Source organism: Cedecea neteri, from assembly GCF_000758305.1.
GTDB lineage: Bacteria > Pseudomonadota > Gammaproteobacteria > Enterobacterales > Enterobacteriaceae > Cedecea > Cedecea neteri_C.
Map to the genome: position 1 here is coordinate 2,520,196 of NZ_CP009458.1, position 17,281 is coordinate 2,537,476.

The window sequence follows — 17,281 nt, forward strand, 5'->3', positions numbered from 1 at the left end:
GGGACGTAAAAGGAACAGGGTTATGGACTATCAAGGGTTGGCGCAGGCTATCCTGAAACATGTCGGTGGCAAGGAAAACATCGTCAGCCTGGTGCACTGCGCCACCAGGCTGCGTTTCAAACTGAATGATCCCTCGCTCGCAGAGCCTCAGGCGCTGAAGAGCAACCCCGGTGTTATCACAGTGGTGGAGAGCGGGGGGCAATTCCAGGTCGTGATTGGCAACCACGTTCACGATGTTTATACGGCGGTCTGTGCTGCGGCAGGCATCAGTGAAGAGGCCGTAACAAAAGATGTCCGGGGCGAAAAAAGCAATCCATTGAACCGGCTTATCGATATCGTTTCGGCAATTTTCACCCCTTTCCTGGGCGTGATGGCTGCTTCGGGGATCCTGAAAGGGATGCTGGCACTCAGCGTTGTTTGCGGCTGGCTAAATGCCGAGTCTGCTACCTATAAAATATGGTTCGCCGCCAGCGATTCGCTGTTTTACTTCTTTCCGTTGGTGTTGGGCTATACGGCCGGGAAAAAGTTTGGCGGCAGTCCATTTTTGACGATGGCCATTGGCGGAGCACTTACGCATCCGCTGATTATGCAGGCTTTCGAATCTGCCTCTCAGTCTGAACGCTTTCTTGGTCTGCCCGTCACCTTTATCAACTACAGCTCCTCGGTGATCCCGATCATCTTTGCCGCCTGGGTGAGTTGCTGGCTGGAAAAACGCTGTAACGGGCTGTTTCCTGCGGCCATGAAGAACTTTTTCACGCCTCTGGTTTGCCTTGGCGTCGTAGTGCCGCTGACATTTCTGATTATTGGGCCGGCGGCGACCTGGCTGAGCCAAATGCTGGCGCATGGCTATCAGGCCATTTATGCCTTTGCGCCGTGGCTGGCGGGAACCGTTATGGGCGCTATCTGGCAAGTCTGCGTCATATTCGGCCTGCACTGGGGCCTGGTGCCTGTCATGATCAACAACCTTAGCGTACTGGGGCAGGACACGCTGATGCCGCTCCTGCTTCCGGCGGTGATGGGGCAGGTTGGCGCCACGCTGGGGGTATTCCTCTCCACGCGGGATGCAAAACTTAAGGTCCTGTCGGGCTCAGCGGTGACCGCGGGGATATTCGGTATCACTGAACCTGCGGTGTATGGCGTGACGCTGCCTAACCGTCGCCCCTTCATTTTTGGCTGCATCGCCGGGGGCATTGGCGGGGCCATTGTCGGCTTTAGCCAAAGCCATCTTTATTCCTTCGGGCTGGCGAGTATTTTCAGTCTGGCGCAAATGCTTCCACCTGGCGGCATGGACAGCACCGTTTGGGGAGCCATCATCGGTACCCTGTTATCACTGTTGCTGGCCTGCGCACTGACCTGGGCTTTTGGTCTACCGCGCAGCACGAAATCCTCATCATCACCCACGGCCATTGCCGGAGATGAAGACATTCTGGCACCGATGAGCGGCACGGTACTGGCGATGGACCAGGTCCCTGATGCTACGTTTGCAGAGGGGCTGTTGGGGAAGGGCGCGGCCATTATTCCACTGACAAACGAAGTCCGCGCGCCGTTTTACGGCGAAGTTGCCTCGCTATTTCAGACCCGACACGCCATTGGCTTGCTGAGCGACAGCGGCATTGAAGTTTTAATCCATATTGGCATCGACACGGTGAAACTGGAGGGGCAGCACTTCACTGCCCACGTTCAGCCGGGAGACAAAATTAAACCCGGCGATCTGCTTATTACGTTTGACCGCGAGGCCATTCTTGCAGCCGGGTACGACCTCGCAACGCCAATAATTGTTAGCAATAGCGAGGATTATCGAGACGTGACCCGCGTAACGACTCAGTCCAGCATTGATTCAGGTATGCCGTTCCTGACGGTAGAACGCTAAGCAAAGGAGAGTGACATGACAGCATTTCCGAAGACATTTCTGTGGGGCGGGGCTATCGCCGCAAACCAGGTTGAAGGTGCGTGGCAGGAAGGTGGAAAGGGTATTTCTACCTCGGACGTCATGCAGCAGGGGGTGTTTGGCCCCTTAAAAGAGCGTGTGCCGGGAGACAGCGGCATTAAAGATATCGCCATCGATTTTTATCACCGCTATCCGCAGGACATTGCGCTGTTTGCCGAAATGGGGTTTAGCTGCCTGCGTATTTCCATCGCCTGGACGCGCATTTTCCCGCAGGGCGACGAGTCCGAGCCAAACGAAGCCGGGCTGGCGTATTACGACAAACTGTTTGATGAGCTGGCGCAACATGGCATTCAGCCGATGGTGACCCTGTCTCACTACGAAATGCCGTGGGGGCTGGTCAAGCAATATGGCGGCTGGGGCAACCGCAAAGTCATTGATTGCTTTGAGCGTTACGCCCGCTGCGTTTTCACCCGCTATCAGCATAAAGTGAAGCTGTGGCTGACCTTCAATGAAATCAACATGTCGCTTCATGCGCCGCTCACGGGCGTCGGGCTGGAGGGCGAGCCAGGAAAAGGCGAAATTTATCAGGCTATCCATCATCAACTGGTTGCCAGCAGCCTGGCGGTCAAAGCCTGCCATGAAATCATTCCGGATGCGAAAATCGGCAATATGCTGCTGGGCGGTCTGATGTATCCGCTCACCTGTAAACCTGAGGACATGCTGGAAACACTGCAGGAAAACCGAAGCTGGCTGTTCTTCGGGGATGTCCAGTGCCGGGGCAGCTATCCTGGCTATATGCAGCGTTATTTCCGTGACAACGGCATTCAGCTTGAAATCAGTGAGAACGATCGTGAAATCCTGAAAAATACCGTCGATTTTATCTCGTTCAGCTATTACATGACCGGCTGCGTGACGGCAGATGAACAGCTTAATGCGAAGCTGCGCAGTAATATTCTCAGCATGGTGCCAAACCCGCATCTGCCAAGTTCTGAGTGGGGCTGGCAAATTGACCCAACCGGCATGCGCATCCTGCTCAATATGCTGTGGGATCGCTACCAGAAACCGCTGTTTATTGTCGAAAACGGCCTGGGAGCGAAAGATAAGCCTGAAGCTGACGGCACGATCAACGACGATTACCGCATCAGCTACCTGAACGATCATCTGGTGCAGGTGGGCGAGGCGATTGAGGACGGCGTAGACGTCATGGGCTACACCAGTTGGGGGCCAATCGATCTGGTTAGTGCGTCAAAAGCCGAACTGTCGAAGCGCTACGGGTTTATCTACGTAGATCGCGATGACCAGGGGAACGGCACGCTTGCGCGCTCAAGAAAGAAAAGTTTCCACTGGTATAAAGAAGTGATTGCTACGAATGGCGGCTGCCTGAAGAAGTAATCTAACACTGGACGAATTTTTTGAGAAGATTTTGATTTAAATAGTACTGAAAGTTAATTCATTTAATGAGCAACTTTTATTGTTCTTATTTTTTTAAATGTGATGTGTAAGCTAAAAGCTACACATCACATAGTTTTATTTTTAGATTAAAATATCACCTGTAGAACTTCCTATATAGCTTGGTATGGATTTAAATTTTCCTGTGTTATTGGTAATTCTTAAAGAAGAATACCCAGCCATTAGTCTATGGCCAACCCAACGGACATCAATCACTTTTTCCTTTGATTTTTCATTCAATAAAAGAAGGTATCCCATGAAGTTTACCCATTGATTTTGAGTGAGTATTTTTGTTCCGTAGGCATGTATAGATCTACCGCTATTAAATACATTGAATACAATATTCCAGTAAGCCGATGTTTTTCTTAAGGCATCAACACTTGATGTAGATCTTTTTTTTGCTAAAAAATCTATCATTGGTAAATGGTGAACCACATCATTTATTTTAATAAGAGATAGGATAGATAGCTCCTCATCACGGCTTAGCTCTTTTATTATTCTCTCGAATGTTATTGGCGTAAGATTTTCTTTTGGTAATTCTATTACAATTCGCTTTCCATTGCTCCCAGGGGTATCTGTGTATTTACTTAAGAAGAAACTCACTCTATCGTTAGGGTTGTTTAGAAGTGGATCTATGCGTGAAATAGCAAGTATATCATTTATTGGTGTTTTTATAATGTTCATCACCATTATTTCACCTTTATTCCGGTAAGGGATTGATACAATTCTAACGCAAACTGATCTGTCATTCCAGAAATAAAGTCAATTACTAGGTGGGCCCGTAAATTCCATTCCTTAAAGTTATCATCTTTGTGCTTTTTTATCTCCGATTCATATGCTTTTAAATATTTGTCAGGTAGGGTTCGGTATAGACGTGATACAACTTTACTTAATGATTTATTTTTCTTTTTCTGAATAAGGGATTGGAAATCTGAATTTTTTATTTCTAATATCGGAGCATAACAATTAAGTATTCCAGTAATAATACTGTAGCCAGATAGTTCGGTCATTTCCACTTCGGGAGCAGAGAAAATGAATTCTCGAGTAAAACTCTTCAGCTCGCAGAGAACTTTAATAACATCTTTGCTACTTTCCTCTTCGACTAATAAAGGACAGTTCCGTTTTAAATTTATTATATTTTCTAAGTCATCGAAAAACATGTTTGCAGCTTTTTCAACTAATAAGCGAGATAGAGTGGTTTTGAATTCTGTAAATTGTGATATTTTTTTGTTTTGCTGATTTCCTTTGGCGATTTCTATTAGCTTTAATATTTCTGAATTCGGGTTTGATGAATCAATTTCAATGTTTTTAATTAAATGATTATATAGTTCATCTGCTTTTACAACACCTTTCTCAATACCATCATCAATGTCACTGGTACAATAGGATATGTCATCAGCTGCTTCCATGATAAATGTTAACGGATGTCGGCTATTATTTGGGAGATGTAAAGATTTCCAAGTATCTTCTATTATATCTACTTCAGTAGAAAAATATCCAATCTTTGATGAGAGATGGTTGTCATCTATTTTTTTGTAATTAGATCCACCGTATGTGTATTCTAAGGAAGCTGCTATTTGGGTATAGGTGAAATTGAAGCCTGTAAGACCATCCTCGCCTTGAAGTTTTGTTGCAATTCTTATTGCTTGAGGATTTCCATCAAAAGCAGTGAAATCGGTCAAACATAGTTTTTCTTTTATTTTATTGCTCAGCTCTTTAGTTTCATTTTCTACTATTTCGGCTTTCAATAAAATATCTAGGATACGTTTGTCGTTGTTAAACCACTCGGATATTGTTGACTCACCAAAGTGACCAAATGGTGGGTTTCCAATATCATGCATTAAGCATGTGGTTTCAACAATGGAATTAATTGATTTTTCATTGTCTATCCAGAATTTATTATTCTCATTGTCTTGGAGAGAGGATGATTTTATTTTTTTTGTAATGGCATGCGTAATGTAGGCGCCAATATGTGCTACTTCTAATGAATGAGATAAACGGCTCCTTACAGCTGAGTTACTCTCTAAAGAAAAGACTTGTGCTTTTTGTTGCATTCTTCGAAATGGTGCGGAATAAATCAATCTACCCTTGTCACTTAAAAAAGCATCTTCTAAATCATACTTTGAACGCATATCAACTTTGTCAGCACTAATCATATTGCGAAGTAAATTCATTTTCATTCCTTAAGTATTAACTTATTGATTTTTTAAATAAAAATCGCCTGATAAAATGGGAGTTATTTTCTATATTAGTTTATAAATATTTTCTTATATTATAAGAAAGATACTAGTGAGCAAAAGGATATCGGTAAAGTTGATACTGCAATAGTAACCAAATAACTCGATGTCATAGTAAACATATGAGGTCGGAAATCAAGCACTAACGACTTAGTGCCTTACTTAGGAGGGAAAACATGTTTGCCCTCTGTTAAACCACATTCACCAGCCGCTGAATAAACCCGCGCAGCCACATCAGCGCGGCGTCGCTGTTATGGCGCTGATGCCACAATAAAGCGACCTCAAACGGCGGAACGTCAACCGGAACCGGGCTTGCGGTCAAACCCCAGGTTTTCTGCCAGCCGGCTGACAGTCCTGCCGGGACGGTAGCCAGTGTCGGCATCTGCATTAGCAGACCCGGTAGTGCCGCAAAATGCGGTGTTGTGTAGCTAATGTGGCGCGTTTGCCCGAGTTTCGCCAGGAGAGTGTCTATCTGGCTGCTGTTGGCTTCGCGATAGCTGACCAGCACGTGCTGGTGGGCGGCATACTCTTCCAGCGACAGCGGGACGCTGGCCTCAATGTGCTGCGGGTGCCAGAGCGTCACAAAATTCATGCTGGTCAACACTTCACGCTCCAGCCAGCGGGCGCTTTGGTTCGCCACGCTGATCGCCATATCCAGCTCGCCGCCTTCCAGCCTTTGGGCGTCGGTAAACGGGTCGCTGGCGACAACGTTAATGCGCATCCCCGGTGCGTCCTGCTTCAGCGCGGGGATGAGTTTTGGCATCAGCCACATTTCCACCCAATCGGTCATGCCGATGGTCACGGTCGCTTTGGCGCTGGCCGGGCAAAACTCGGCCTGCTGGAAAAGCGCGCTTTGCAGCTGCTCCAGCAGAGGCATCAGCTCGGTATGCAGTTCACTTGCGCGCGCGGTGGGCTGCATGCGGTGGCCGCTGCGAATAAACAGCGGGTCGTCGAACATATCCCGCAATCTTGCCAGCGCGCCGCTGACCGCAGGCTGCCCGAGGTGCAGTTTGTCGGCCGCCAGCGAGACGCTTTGCTCGCGGAACAGCACGGCAAAAGCGATCAGCAGATTGAGATCGATTTTGCGGAAATCATTTTCTTTGATAGTCATTATTTCTCCAATCAATTGGCGTGATGATACGCCCGACGGGATACTGGCGGCAAGTTGAACACCTGCCTGGAGAATAAAATGAAAACTTTGCTCATGCTGCTAACGCTTTTAGGCGGCACAATATCCGTTTCTGTCCTGGCCACGCCGCAGGCTATAACTCAGCAGCAATCGCCTGGATATTACCGCATGATGCTGGGGGACTGGCAAATTACGGCGGTGTCGGACGGCACCGTAGTGGTACCGCTGGATAAATTGCTGACGCACATTACGCCGCAGAAACTGCGCCAGCGTATGGCGGCGGACGCAATGACGCCCGCCGCAGAAACGTCGATCAATGCCTTTGTTATCAATACGGGGCGCGAATTGATTCTGGTTGATACAGGCGCCGGGGAATTATTTGGCTCTGCCGGTGGGCACCTGCTGGAGAATCTACGGGCGGCAGGTATTGCCCCTGAAGATATTTCTCTGGTGCTGCTAACCCATATTCATGCCGATCATTCCGGCGGGGTGGAATACCGCGGTAAGCCTGCTTTCCCCAAGGCGACGGTTCGCGTGGAACAGAAAGACGTCGATTTCTGGCTCAACCCCGCTCACCTCAGCGACGTTGAGCCTGGGCAGCGGCATACCTTTGCTGAATCTGAACGTTCGCTGCGCCCGGTGATTGATGCCGGTAAGCTCACCACTTTTCATGCTCCGACAGAAATTCTGCCTGGCATAGAAGCCATTCCTGCTGCAGGGCACACGCCGGGCAGCGTGATTTATCGTGTTAGCCGGGGCGGCCAAAATATGCTGATGTGGGGCGATATCATTCATGCTAAAGCGGTGCAGATGCCCGATCCGGAAGTGGCGATTCATTTCGATGTTAACCAGCAGCAGGCGGTTGCCACGCGTGAGAAGGTGTTAAAACTGGCGGCCCAGGAAGGCGACTGGGTTGCGGCGGCGCACATTGCTTTCCCGGGGATTGGTCATGTAAAAGAAGAAGGCAAAGCCTGGCGCTGGGTGCCGGTAAACTACAGTAGCCGAGCGAATTGAGAGCGAAAGGCGCCACATAAACGTGGCGCCAGGCGTTTTTAAAAGATCATTTTGAATACGCCGGTCACCACCAGCAGCCCGATGAGGAAGATAATCAGAATGGCCCATAAAATAATTTTCATTAGCGCTCCTTACCTTTTGGTTGGCTCTTGTTGAGTATAGGCAAGGATCAGTGGACGGGGGAGTTGCCTCCCCGTAGACGGAATAATTGAGAAAAAGAATGCTACTTAGATTTAACGCTGGGGTTTAGCTGCCGCGAGCAGGAAGATCATTGGCCGTTCGGCCTCTTCTGCCAGTGCGGGGTTGAGGGCAATTTGTTCGGCCTCGGGGCCCCATTCGTCGAGCTTTTCAATCACAAAGCCGCTTTCAATCAGGGCGTTAATCCAGGTGGCCAGCTTGCGGTGCTGTTTCTTCACGCCTTCGGCAAACCAGTTGCTGAGGCGCTCACCTTCCTGCTGATAATGATTCACTGGCCAACTGCGTTGCCCGGTCTGATCCTGCAGCCACGTCTGCGCCGCAGGAGCGGTGTAGATCGGGTGCTCGGCGGTAAAGACCAGCTTGCCTCCCGGCACCAGAGCCTGTTCAAGCGTGGCAAACAGCGGGCGAATGTCATCCAGGTAATGAAGCGCCAGAGAGCTGTAGGCCAGATCGATACTGTTCGCTGGCAGTTGCAGAGTGGAAAGATCTTCCTGGCGGTAGTCGATGCCTGGACCTTCGGTCATTTCACGAGCTTTGGCGAGCATGCGCGTCGATACATCCAGCCCGACCGTTTTTGCCGCACCAGCATCTCTTGCGTAGCGGCAAAACCAGCCGTAGCCGCAGCCTAAATCCAGCACCTGCTTGCCAGCCAGCGGCGGCAGCATCGCCTGAACTTTTGCCCATTCAGGCGCGCCATCCAGACCTTTTACAGAGCGGTCCAGCGTGGCATAACCGGCAAAAAAGGCCGGATCGTCATAGATATTTTGCGTCATAAATCCTCCGCGTTTATCAGGCCATCATTGGCCAGCAGGAATTTTAGACGCGACGCCGCCGGAAAGAAAACCGGCTCCGACGGCAAAACCGTTAAAAACCGAAATGACTCAGCTCGGGATGATCGTCCGGGCGGCGGCCCAGCGGCCAGAAGAAGGCTCGCTCGCTCTCTTTGATCGGCGTGTCGTTGATACAGGCGTGGCGGTTAATCATCAGGCCCTGCTCGTCAAACTCCCAGTTTTCGTTGCCGAAGCTGCGGAACCAGTTGCCAGAATCATCGTGCCATTCATAGGCGAAGCGCACCGCAATACGGTTCCCGTCGTGCGCCCAGATCTCTTTGATCAGCCGGTAGTCCAGCTCTCGCTGCCACTTGCGAGTTAAAAAGCCGACGACGGCTTCGCGGCCATCAACAAACTCAGCCCGGTTACGCCAGTGGGTATTCAGGGCGTAAACCTGCGAGACGCGTTCGGGATCGCGGCTGTTCCAGGCGTCTTCCGCCAGGCGAACTTTTTGTTTTGCCGTCTCGAGCGTAAATGGGGGAACCGGGGGTTTTACTGTCATGGTCTGCTCCTGTGAATGTGTAGACAGGTCTGTCTACATCTCTAAGCTAGCCTGGGTAGACAGATTTGTCTACATGCGTCATGATAGTTTTTTAACAGGAGAAATCATGCCTACTGCAGCGACCCCCGGCGCCCGCGATCGTATTCTGCACACCGCGCACGATTTGTTTTACCGTGACGGCATTCGCGCCACCGGCATAGACAGAATCATCAAAGAAGCCAGCGTCACCAAAGTGACCTTCTACCGGCATTTTCCGGCCAAAGACGACCTGATCCGTGCTTTTCTGGATTATCGCCATCAGCGCTGGATGGTGTGGTTTAGCCGCATGCTGGAAGCGCAAACCGGCGAAGGGAAAGGGCTGGCGGAAGCGTTAAGGGCTACCTTGCAAAACTGGTTTGACGATGAGGCGTTTCGCGGCTGTGCATTTATTAATTCGGCGGTAGAAATGGCCGAGGCGCTGCCGGACACGCTGCCGATTGCCCGCGCTCACAAGCAGGCGATGGTGGAATGTCTGGCCGGTTATTTGCCCGATAATGCAGGTGGCAGGCAGCAGGCAGAAATGCTGGCGCTGGTGATTGACGGCGCGATAGTTAAAGCCCAGCGCGATGGTAGCGGCGAAGAGGCGCTTCTGCTGCTGCGGGCGTGGCTGGCGTTGCTGCCCGCAGCCGAGGATTAATCCTCTTTTTGCCGGTGCTTAAACCACAGGCGGACGGCCACGACCAGCACCACGGCAACAATAAGCCAAATCCAGTGGCGTAGGTGAGTATCCAGGCTGTGCAGCCACGGGCCGACGACTTCGCCGCCAAGATAGCCAAGCGTCGTAAACAGCGTGGCCCACAGAATGGCTCCGCAGATATTCAGCGGAATAAACAGCTTTGGCGGAAGTTTGCTGGCGCCGATGATAATCGGCCCGACGATGCGAAACCCGTACATAAAGCGGCTGCCAATCACGAACAAATACGGATGGCGGTTGATCAGCGCCTGCGCTTTGGCCACTTTCTTTTGATGCTTCTTAAAGCGAGCCAGCAGGGCGCTGCCGAAGTGCCTGCCGACCAGGAACAGCACCTGATCGCCAATCATGCCGCCGAGCGCGACAGACAGGACGACTAATGGGAAGGTTAAAAGCCCCTGATGCGCGGCCACGCCGCCTAACAGGGTAATGGTTTCCCCCTCTGCCATACTGCCGATAATCAGCGCGGCGTAGCCATACTGTTCTATTAAGCCATTGATATCCATTAAGCTGGACTCTCCTCCATGTAAAATGCCTCCCTAAAGCATACAACTCATCGCCGCCAGGCCTGTACAGAATCGGAGATATTTTTCACCTGGTTAAATAATAACCTGAAGGTGAATTATACTTGGAGTATCGCAAGTATTTGCGCCGCAGGTCCGGAGGTTGTATGAGCCATGTCTGGGGATTGTTTTCCCATCCTAATCGGGAAATGCAGGAAATTAAGCGCGAGAACGAGTCCGTCTCGCATCACTACACTCACCATGTGCTGTTGATGGCGGCTATTCCCGTCATCTGCGCGTTTATCGGCACCACGCAAATTGGCTGGAACTTCGGGGACGGCACTTACGTTCAGCTCTCTATGTTTACCGGCCTGTATCTGGGCATTCTTTTCTACGCCCTGATGCTGGGCGGCGTCGCGGTGATGGGGCGGGTTATCTGGTGGATGGCGCGTAACTATCCGCAGCGTCCGTCGCTTGCCCGCTGTATGGTCTTCGCAGGCTACGTGGCCACGCCGCTGTTCTTAAGCGGGATTGTAGCGCTTTATCCGCTGGTCTGGCTGTGCGTGGCGGTGGGCGCTCTGGCGCTGGTCTACACCGGCTATCTGCTCTACGTCGGCGTGCCGGACTTCCTCGGCATCGACAAAGAAGAGGGGATGAGTTTTTCCAGCTCAACCCTGGCCATTGGCGTGCTGGTACTGGAAGTGTTGCTGGCCGTCGCGGTGATTCTGTGGGGTTATGGCTACCGTTTGTTCTGACGGGGCGAATTAACAGAAAGTTTTGATATAACGTTACGATTCTTAACTGGCAGTCAAGCGGGGCGGCGGAGTATGATTCCGGCGCCCCGCATGTTTATGTCATCCCGATGACGCTTAGCGGTGAGCCTCTACTTTTCCGGAATCATTACAGAAGTGTCACCATGCCGACAAAAATCCGTTTATCGTTGTTCAGCCTTGCGCTGATGATGACTGTGCCTTTTGCCCCGCAGGCAGAGGCCAGTAAGGTCGCCACCCACGCGGCCAGCGCCGGTCAGGAGATTGCCTCCGGCAGCGCCATGATTGTCGATCTGCAAACCAACAAGATTCTCTATTCCAGCCATCCGGATCTGGTTCGTCCTATTGCCTCCATCACCAAACTGATGACCGCGATGGTGGTGCTGGACGCCCATCTGCCGATGGATGAAATGCTGAAAGTGGACATCAGCCATACGCCTGAAATGAAGGGCGTATACTCTCGCGTTCGCCTGAACAGCGAAATCAGCCGCAAAAACATGATGCTGCTCGCGCTGATGTCGTCAGAAAACCGCGCGGCGGCAAGCCTGGCGCACCACTATCCTGGTGGCTACGACGCGTTTATTCGTGCGATGAATGCGAAGGCGAAGTCCCTCGGCATGACCCACACCCGCTATGTGGAGCCGACCGGCCTGTCGATTGAGAACGTCTCAACCGCGAGCGATCTGGCCAAGCTGCTGGTGGCGACGCAGAAATACCCGCTGCTGGGCCAGCTCAGCACCACGCATGAAGATATGGCCACCTTCCGCAACCCGGCTTACACGCTGCCGTTCCGCAACACCAACCATTTGGTGTACCGCGAAAACTGGAATATTCAGCTGACGAAGACCGGTTTTACCAATAACGCGGGCCACTGCCTGGTAATGCGCACTGTCATCAACGGCCGCCCTGTGGCGCTGGTGGTGCTGGACGCGTTCGGGAAATACACCCACTTCGCGGATGCTAACCGCCTGCGAAACTGGATGGAAACCGGCAAAGTGACCCCGGTTCCGGCGGCAGCGTTAAGCTACAAGCGCTCTAAAGCGGCGCAAATGGCGAACAACACCGCCGCAGGTTCGGAAGAAGAGTAATCAGTCCGGCAGCGTCCCGTCTCCGCCGTTGAGGGGGCGCTGCATCATGAGTGTGTCCCGCCAGTCACCCAGCTTAAAGCCAACGCTTCGCAAACATCCGACGGTTTCAAACCCGTGCTGACTGTGTAATTTGCACGATCCGGTATTATTTTCCCCGTCGCCAATCACCGCAATCATTTGCCGCCACGGCCCTTTTTCACACAGTACGATGAGCTGGCTCAACAGGGCTTTTCCAATGCCGCGTCCGGTCATAGCAGCGTCGATATACACCGAATCTTCTACCGTGTAGCGGTAGCCGGGGCGAGGGCGGTACACCGTAGCGTAGCAGTAGCCCACCACTTGATTATCAATCACCGCGACCAGCCACGGCAGGCCATGAGCGCGAACCGCCGCCAGCCGCTCGGTCATCTGTTTTCCATCCGGCGGGATTTCTTCAAACGATCCTTTGCCGTGCAGCACGTGCCAGGCATAAATCGTTGTCATAGCGGGGATATCGTCGGGGGTGGCTTCCCTGATGAGTACGGCAGGGAAAGGCAACGTTTCTACTGCGGACATCTTTCGCTCCTTGGGCAGAAAAAGGGTGAAGATAGCCTTCACCCTGCTTTATTAATCTATGCCCAAAAAAGCGTGAAACATAGTTTGCCCGTCATAGGAGAAACTTATCTCCGTCAGCCGTGCTCCTGCTCGCTATGGTCCTCAGCCCAGCCTTTACGCCGGGTCGTTTTGCCAATCCCCGGGTTCATGCTGTTGGTCGGGTCGTTGGCCTTGTAGAACTGCTTCAGCGTTTCCGGCGCTTTGTAGAGATGGCCGACGTTATGTTCGGCGGGGTACTGCGCCCCGCGTTCGTGCAACAGCGCCAGCATCTGCTCTTTCAGCTCGTGCACGTCCACGCCTTTTTTGACGATGTAATCCTGATGGAAGACATGGCACATAAAGTGGCCGTAATAGAGGCGATGGATCAGCTTATCGCCGATCTCCGGCGGCAGCTCTTCGAACCAGTCTTCGTCGTTGCGGCGCAGCGCGATATCCAGCGCCAGAATATCCTCCACTTCATCCGCATGCACGGCGTGGTAGCGAATGGCGGCCCCGGCGGCGGCAAAGCGGTGCAGGAAGGCTTTGCTGCCTTCTTCCGCAGTACAAACGAAGAAGTCACCTTCGGCGGTTTTAAAATATTCGCTCAGCCACGCTTTGGCCTCATCGATCCCGTCCCCGGCCATTTTCAGCAGCAGGTGGTGAGGGTATTTATCCCGCCAGGTTTTCATGCGCTCCGGCAGGTGCGCCGGGAAAACGCCGCCGAGCTTCTGCATAAAGCGGTCGGTAAAGTGCGGCTTAAACAGCGACACTTTATCGAGCATCGCGTCGGTGCGCCCCTTCATGGTGAAAAAGAACGGCATTTTGTCGGTGCCGAGCTTGTCGATCATCAGGAACGTGTCTTTGCCGTACTTCTCCGCGATGTCGTAAATATCGCGGTGCATATACTCCCCGGCGACCGGCAGATTTTCGAAGTTGGCCAGAATATGGCGACGAATCTCGGTGAGTACATTGGGCTGGTTGGTGCCGATGTAAAACACCTGCTGGCGCTTTTCCGCCGGGAAGGTGTCGAGGCGGACGGCGAAGACCGCCAGCTTGCCCGCGCAGCCTGAAGATTCAAACAGGCGGTCGGGGTCAGCGTTATAACGTGCGGGCGTGTCGGCCTCAACGTCGCGTACTCGGGATACATAATCGTGGTCGTGAGCGTGGCGACCATCGTGCTGCACGTCGCTGTCTTTCACACGCTCATCGTCGAGCGCGCTAAGAATTTGTTCCGGCGTGGTGCCGAGGTTAATCCCCAGATGGTTTACCAACTGCAGCTTGCCGCGTTCATCAATACGCGCGAAAAGCGACATCTCGGTGTATGCTGGGCCGCGCTGCACCAGCGACCCGCCGGAGTTATTGCAAATGCCGCCGATAACCGAAGCGCCAATACAGGATGAGCCAATCACCGAATGCGGCTCGCGCCCGAGCGGCTTCAGCGCTTTTTCCAGCGAGTAAAGCGTGGTACCCGGGTAGGCCAGCACCTGCTCGCCCTTATCCAGCAGATGCAGCTTGTCGAGGCGCAGCGTGCTGATGATCACAATATCGCGATCGTAGTCGCTGCCGCTTGGCGTCGAGCCTTCGGTCAGGCCGGTGTTGGCGGCCTGCATAATAATGATTTTATCCGCCTCGACGCAGGCGCTTAATACGCGCCACAGCTCCAGCAGAGAGCCGGGGAACACCACGGCCAGCGCTTCCCCCTGGCCGGAGCGGAAGCCTTTGCGGTAGCGAGCCGTTTTGGCTGGATCGGTTAAAACATGGTGCGAGCCAACGTGGCGAGAGAGTTCGTTTATCAGCGTTTTATTATCAGAAGTCATCAAAACAGACATGGATCCACTCCTTGTGGTGGCATCAAAAAGCTTGCCGTTAAGCATAGCGCCGAAAAACGTGAGCGTAACGAGGAAATCTCCGCGAAATCAGCAGCCAGGCTTTGCTACGCTCTTCTTACCGTGGTGGCGATGTGGCAAACTGCACGCCTTAACAAAAGCTTGTGAGAGTGAATCCGATGAAATGGCTCTGTTCTGTAGGGATTGCCGTAAGCCTGGCGCTGCAGCCTGCGTTGGCCGACGAAATGTTTGGCCCGCACCCTTTAACGCCGGAAGCGCGTGATGCCTACGTCACCGACCTGCTGAAAAAAATGACTACCGATGAAAAAATCGGTCAGCTACGGTTGATAAGCGTCGGCCCGGATAACCCGAAAGAAGCTATCCGTGAAATGATCAAAGCCGGGCAGGTGGGGGCCATTTTCAACACGGTCACCCGCCAGGATATCCGTACCATGCAGGACCAGGTGATGCAGCTCAGCCGCCTGAAAATTCCTCTCTTCTTTGCCTACGATGTGGTTCACGGCCAGCGCACCGTTTTCCCGATAAGCCTCGGCCTGGCGTCCTCTTTCAACCTTGATGCGGTCAAAACCGTGGGGCGTATTTCCGCCTATGAAGCCGCCGACGATGGCCTGAACATGACCTGGGCGCCGATGGTCGATGTCTCGCGCGATCCGCGCTGGGGCCGCGTGTCCGAGGGCTTTGGGGAAGACACTTATCTGACCTCCATTATGGGGCGCACCATGGTGGAAGCGATGCAGGGCAAAAGCCCGGCGGATCGCTACTCGGTGATGACTAGCGTGAAACACTTCGCCGCGTATGGCGCGGTAGAAGGCGGGAAAGAGTACAACACCGTAGACATGAGCCCACAGCGCCTGTTCAACGACTACATGCCGCCTTATAAAGCCGCGCTGGACGCGGGCAGCGGCGGAGTAATGGTGGCGCTGAACTCCCTGAACGGTACGCCGGCCTCCGCGGACAGCTGGCTGCTGAAAGATTTGCTGCGTGACGAGTGGAAATTCAAAGGCATCACCATCTCCGATCACGGCGCGATTAAAGAGCTTATCAAACACGGCGTAGCCAGCGATCCGAAAGACGCGGTACGTATTGCGCTCAACTCCGGCATCAACATGAGCATGAGCGACGAATACTACAGCAAGTACCTGCCGGAGCTGGTGAAAAGCGGCGCAGTGCCGATGAAAGAGCTGGATGACGCCACACGTCACGTGCTGAACGTGAAATACGACATGGGGCTGTTCAACGATCCGTACAGCCACCTCGGGCCGAAAGACTCTGACCCGGTAGACACTAACGCCGAAAGCCGTCTGCACCGCAAAGAAGCGCGTGAAGTGGCGCGTGAAAGCATGGTGCTGCTGAAAAACCGCCTGCAGACTCTGCCGCTGAAAAAGACCTCTACCATCGCGGTGATTGGTCCCCTGGCGGACAGCAAGCGTGACGCCATGGGCAGCTGGTCTGCCGCAGGCGTGGCCGCGCAGTCCGTCAACCCGCTGGAGGGCATCAAAAATGCCGTGGGCCAGCAGGGCAAAGTGGTGTTTGCCAAAGGCGCGAACGTGACGGATGAAAAAGACATTGTTGCGTTCCTGAACCAGTACGAACCGGCAGTCACCGTTGACCCACGCTCCCCGAAAGCGATGATCGACGAAGCGGTGAATACGGCGAAAAACGCCGACGTGGTGGTGGCCGTGGTCGGTGAAGCCCAGGGCATGGCGCATGAAGCCTCCAGCCGCACCAACCTGACGCTACCGCAAAGCCAGCGTGACCTGATTGCCGCGCTGAAGGCTACGGGTAAACCGCTGGTGCTGGTGTTGATGAACGGCCGTCCTCTGGCGCTGGTGAAAGAAGATCAGCAGGCGGACGCGCTGCTTGAAGCTTGGTACGGCGGCACGGAAGGTGGTAACGCCGTCGCTGACATTCTGTTCGGCGACTACAATCCGTCCGGCAAACTGCCGATGTCCTTCCCGCGTTCCGTGGGGCAAATTCCGACGTACTACAGCCACCTGAATACCGGTCGCCCGTACGATCCTGAAAAACCAAACAAATACACCTCTCGCTACTTCGATGAAGCCAACGGGCCGCTGTATCCGTTTGGCTACGGGCTGAGCTACACCACCTTCAAAGTGGGTGACGTGAAGCTTTCCGCCCCAAGCATGAAGCGCGACGGCAAAGTTGAAACCTCCGTCACCGTCACCAACACCGGCGATCGCGCAGGGGAAACCGTGGTGCAGATGTACCTTCAGGACGTGACTGCTTCCATGAGCCGCCCGGTGAAAGAGCTGAAAGGCTTTAAGAAAGTGGCGCTGAAAGCGGGTGAAAGCCAGACGGTCAGCTTCCCAATCGACATCAGCGCCCTGAAGTTCTGGAACGCGAAGATGAAGTACGATGCGGAGCCGGGCAAGTTCAACGTGTTTATTGGGCTGGATTCTGCACGCGTACAGCAGGGTGAATTTGAGCTGAAATAAACAGCGGATATTTGAAAAAAAAGCCACCTTTCGGGGTGGCTCAGTTTTATGGGGCGTATAATATTGT

The 17,281-nt window shown here is 52.9% G+C and carries 16 protein-coding genes; 7 read left to right on the forward strand and 9 right to left on the reverse strand.

Translation table 11 applies throughout. The features are described from left to right. Window positions 1–22 precede the first annotated feature (22 nt). Both bglF and LH23_RS11830 read left to right on the forward strand, forming a co-directional pair. Window positions 23–1,870 carry a PTS beta-glucoside transporter subunit IIABC gene (gene bglF, locus LH23_RS11825; RefSeq protein WP_039291309.1) on the forward strand — a complete coding sequence of 616 codons (1,848 nt, stop codon included), beginning with the start codon at window positions 23–25 and terminating at the stop codon, window positions 1,868–1,870. A gap of 15 nt (window positions 1,871–1,885) precedes the next feature. Then, complete coding sequence (locus LH23_RS11830; protein WP_039291310.1) at window positions 1,886–3,280, forward strand: glycoside hydrolase family 1 protein; 1,395 nt, start codon at window positions 1,886–1,888, stop codon at window positions 3,278–3,280. Between the two features lie 141 nt (window positions 3,281–3,421). On the opposite strand, the gene LH23_RS23080 is transcribed toward LH23_RS11830, so the two are convergent. The 3 genes from LH23_RS23080 to LH23_RS11845 all read right to left on the reverse strand — a co-directional run bounded on the left by LH23_RS23080 (window position 3,422) and on the right by LH23_RS11845 (window position 6,685). Beyond that, window positions 3,422–4,027 carry a hypothetical protein gene (locus tag LH23_RS23080; RefSeq protein WP_052050201.1) on the reverse strand — a complete coding sequence of 202 codons (606 nt, stop codon included), beginning with the start codon at window positions 4,025–4,027 and terminating at the stop codon, window positions 3,422–3,424. Then, window positions 4,027–5,511, reverse strand: a complete 1,485-nt coding sequence (gene dgt, locus LH23_RS11840; RefSeq protein WP_052050204.1) for a dGTPase — start codon at window positions 5,509–5,511, stop codon at window positions 4,027–4,029. The genes LH23_RS23080 and dgt overlap by 1 nt, the downstream gene beginning before the upstream one ends. Before the next feature lie 253 nt (window positions 5,512–5,764). After that, on the reverse strand, window positions 5,765–6,685 hold the full coding sequence (locus LH23_RS11845) for a LysR family transcriptional regulator (RefSeq protein WP_039291311.1): 921 nt from the start codon (window positions 6,683–6,685) through the stop codon (window positions 5,765–5,767). A 78-nt stretch (window positions 6,686–6,763) separates the two neighbouring features. On the opposite strand from LH23_RS11845, the gene LH23_RS11850 reads away from it, so the two are divergent. Further along, window positions 6,764–7,717, forward strand: coding sequence for an MBL fold metallo-hydrolase (locus LH23_RS11850; protein ID WP_039291316.1), 954 nt, complete (start codon window positions 6,764–6,766; stop codon window positions 7,715–7,717). Window positions 7,718–7,755: 38 nt separating this feature from the next. Here LH23_RS11850 and yohP read toward each other — a convergent pair whose 3' ends face one another. The 3 genes from yohP to LH23_RS11860 all read right to left on the reverse strand — a co-directional run bounded on the left by yohP (window position 7,756) and on the right by LH23_RS11860 (window position 9,247). After that, window positions 7,756–7,839, reverse strand: coding sequence for a small membrane protein YohP (yohP, locus tag LH23_RS24360; protein WP_008456306.1), 84 nt, complete (start codon window positions 7,837–7,839; stop codon window positions 7,756–7,758). A gap of 111 nt (window positions 7,840–7,950) precedes the next feature. Beyond that, window positions 7,951–8,688: a class I SAM-dependent methyltransferase gene (locus tag LH23_RS11855; protein WP_039291317.1), complete on the reverse strand. Its 738-nt coding sequence runs from the start codon at window positions 8,686–8,688 to the stop codon at window positions 7,951–7,953. Window positions 8,689–8,779: 91 nt separating this feature from the next. Next, window positions 8,780–9,247 (reverse strand): DUF1348 family protein, encoded by a 468-nt coding sequence (locus LH23_RS11860; protein WP_038474398.1) that lies wholly within the window; start codon window positions 9,245–9,247, stop codon window positions 8,780–8,782. A gap of 106 nt (window positions 9,248–9,353) precedes the next feature. Between LH23_RS11860 and LH23_RS11865 the strand changes: the two genes are divergently transcribed. Continuing rightward, window positions 9,354–9,923, forward strand: a complete 570-nt coding sequence (locus LH23_RS11865) for a TetR/AcrR family transcriptional regulator (protein WP_039291322.1) — start codon at window positions 9,354–9,356, stop codon at window positions 9,921–9,923. Here LH23_RS11865 and LH23_RS11870 read toward each other — a convergent pair. Then, window positions 9,920–10,483: a DedA family protein gene (locus LH23_RS11870; protein WP_039291324.1), complete on the reverse strand. Its 564-nt coding sequence runs from the start codon at window positions 10,481–10,483 to the stop codon at window positions 9,920–9,922. The two genes, LH23_RS11865 and LH23_RS11870, sit on opposite strands and share 4 nt — an antisense overlap. 164 nt (window positions 10,484–10,647) lie before the next feature. Between LH23_RS11870 and LH23_RS11875 the strand changes: the two genes are divergently transcribed. Together LH23_RS11875 and pbpG are read left to right on the forward strand one after the other, a co-directional pair. Beyond that, entirely contained in the window at window positions 10,648–11,235 is a 588-nt protein-coding gene (locus tag LH23_RS11875; protein WP_008456316.1) for a Yip1 family protein, read from the forward strand. A 161-nt stretch (window positions 11,236–11,396) separates the two neighbouring features. After that, window positions 11,397–12,338: a D-alanyl-D-alanine endopeptidase gene (gene pbpG / locus LH23_RS11880; RefSeq protein WP_039291326.1), complete on the forward strand. Its 942-nt coding sequence runs from the start codon at window positions 11,397–11,399 to the stop codon at window positions 12,336–12,338. Here the strand turns inward: pbpG and LH23_RS11885 are convergent, their stop codons facing one another. Together LH23_RS11885 and dld are read right to left on the reverse strand one after the other, a co-directional pair. Further along, a complete protein-coding gene (locus tag LH23_RS11885) occupies window positions 12,339–12,893 on the reverse strand; it encodes a GNAT family N-acetyltransferase (protein WP_039291328.1) in 555 nt (184 codons plus the stop codon). A 113-nt stretch (window positions 12,894–13,006) separates the two neighbouring features. After that, window positions 13,007–14,740 (reverse strand): D-lactate dehydrogenase, encoded by a 1,734-nt coding sequence (dld, locus tag LH23_RS11890; RefSeq protein ID WP_039291332.1) that lies wholly within the window; start codon window positions 14,738–14,740, stop codon window positions 13,007–13,009. A 176-nt stretch (window positions 14,741–14,916) separates the two neighbouring features. Between dld and bglX the strand changes: the two genes are divergently transcribed. Further along, entirely contained in the window at window positions 14,917–17,214 is a 2,298-nt protein-coding gene (gene bglX / locus LH23_RS11895; protein WP_039291334.1) for a beta-glucosidase BglX, read from the forward strand. Window positions 17,215–17,281: the final 67 nt, after the last annotated feature.

Coding starts and splice junctions, on each gene's coding strand:
- LH23_RS11875 (WP_008456316.1), top strand. CDS start 10,648: ATGAGCCATGTCTGGGGATTGTTTTCCCATCCTAATCGGGAAATGCAG.
- LH23_RS11855 (WP_039291317.1), bottom strand. CDS start 8,688: ATGACGCAAAATATCTATGACGATCCGGCCTTTTTTGCCGGTTATGCC.
- yohP (WP_008456306.1), bottom strand. CDS start 7,839: ATGAAAATTATTTTATGGGCCATTCTGATTATCTTCCTCATCGGGCTG.
- bglX (WP_039291334.1), top strand. CDS start 14,917: ATGAAATGGCTCTGTTCTGTAGGGATTGCCGTAAGCCTGGCGCTGCAG.
- dld (WP_039291332.1), bottom strand. CDS start 14,740: ATGTCTGTTTTGATGACTTCTGATAATAAAACGCTGATAAACGAACTC.
- bglF (WP_039291309.1), top strand. CDS start 23: ATGGACTATCAAGGGTTGGCGCAGGCTATCCTGAAACATGTCGGTGGC.
- dgt (WP_052050204.1), bottom strand. CDS start 5,511: ATGAATTTACTTCGCAATATGATTAGTGCTGACAAAGTTGATATGCGT.
- LH23_RS11830 (WP_039291310.1), top strand. CDS start 1,886: ATGACAGCATTTCCGAAGACATTTCTGTGGGGCGGGGCTATCGCCGCA.
- LH23_RS11870 (WP_039291324.1), bottom strand. CDS start 10,483: ATGGATATCAATGGCTTAATAGAACAGTATGGCTACGCCGCGCTGATT.
- LH23_RS11865 (WP_039291322.1), top strand. CDS start 9,354: ATGCCTACTGCAGCGACCCCCGGCGCCCGCGATCGTATTCTGCACACC.
- LH23_RS11850 (WP_039291316.1), top strand. CDS start 6,764: ATGAAAACTTTGCTCATGCTGCTAACGCTTTTAGGCGGCACAATATCC.
- LH23_RS11860 (WP_038474398.1), bottom strand. CDS start 9,247: ATGACAGTAAAACCCCCGGTTCCCCCATTTACGCTCGAGACGGCAAAA.
- pbpG (WP_039291326.1), top strand. CDS start 11,397: ATGCCGACAAAAATCCGTTTATCGTTGTTCAGCCTTGCGCTGATGATG.
- LH23_RS11845 (WP_039291311.1), bottom strand. CDS start 6,685: ATGACTATCAAAGAAAATGATTTCCGCAAAATCGATCTCAATCTGCTG.
- LH23_RS23080 (WP_052050201.1), bottom strand. CDS start 4,027: ATGGTGATGAACATTATAAAAACACCAATAAATGATATACTTGCTATT.
- LH23_RS11885 (WP_039291328.1), bottom strand. CDS start 12,893: ATGTCCGCAGTAGAAACGTTGCCTTTCCCTGCCGTACTCATCAGGGAA.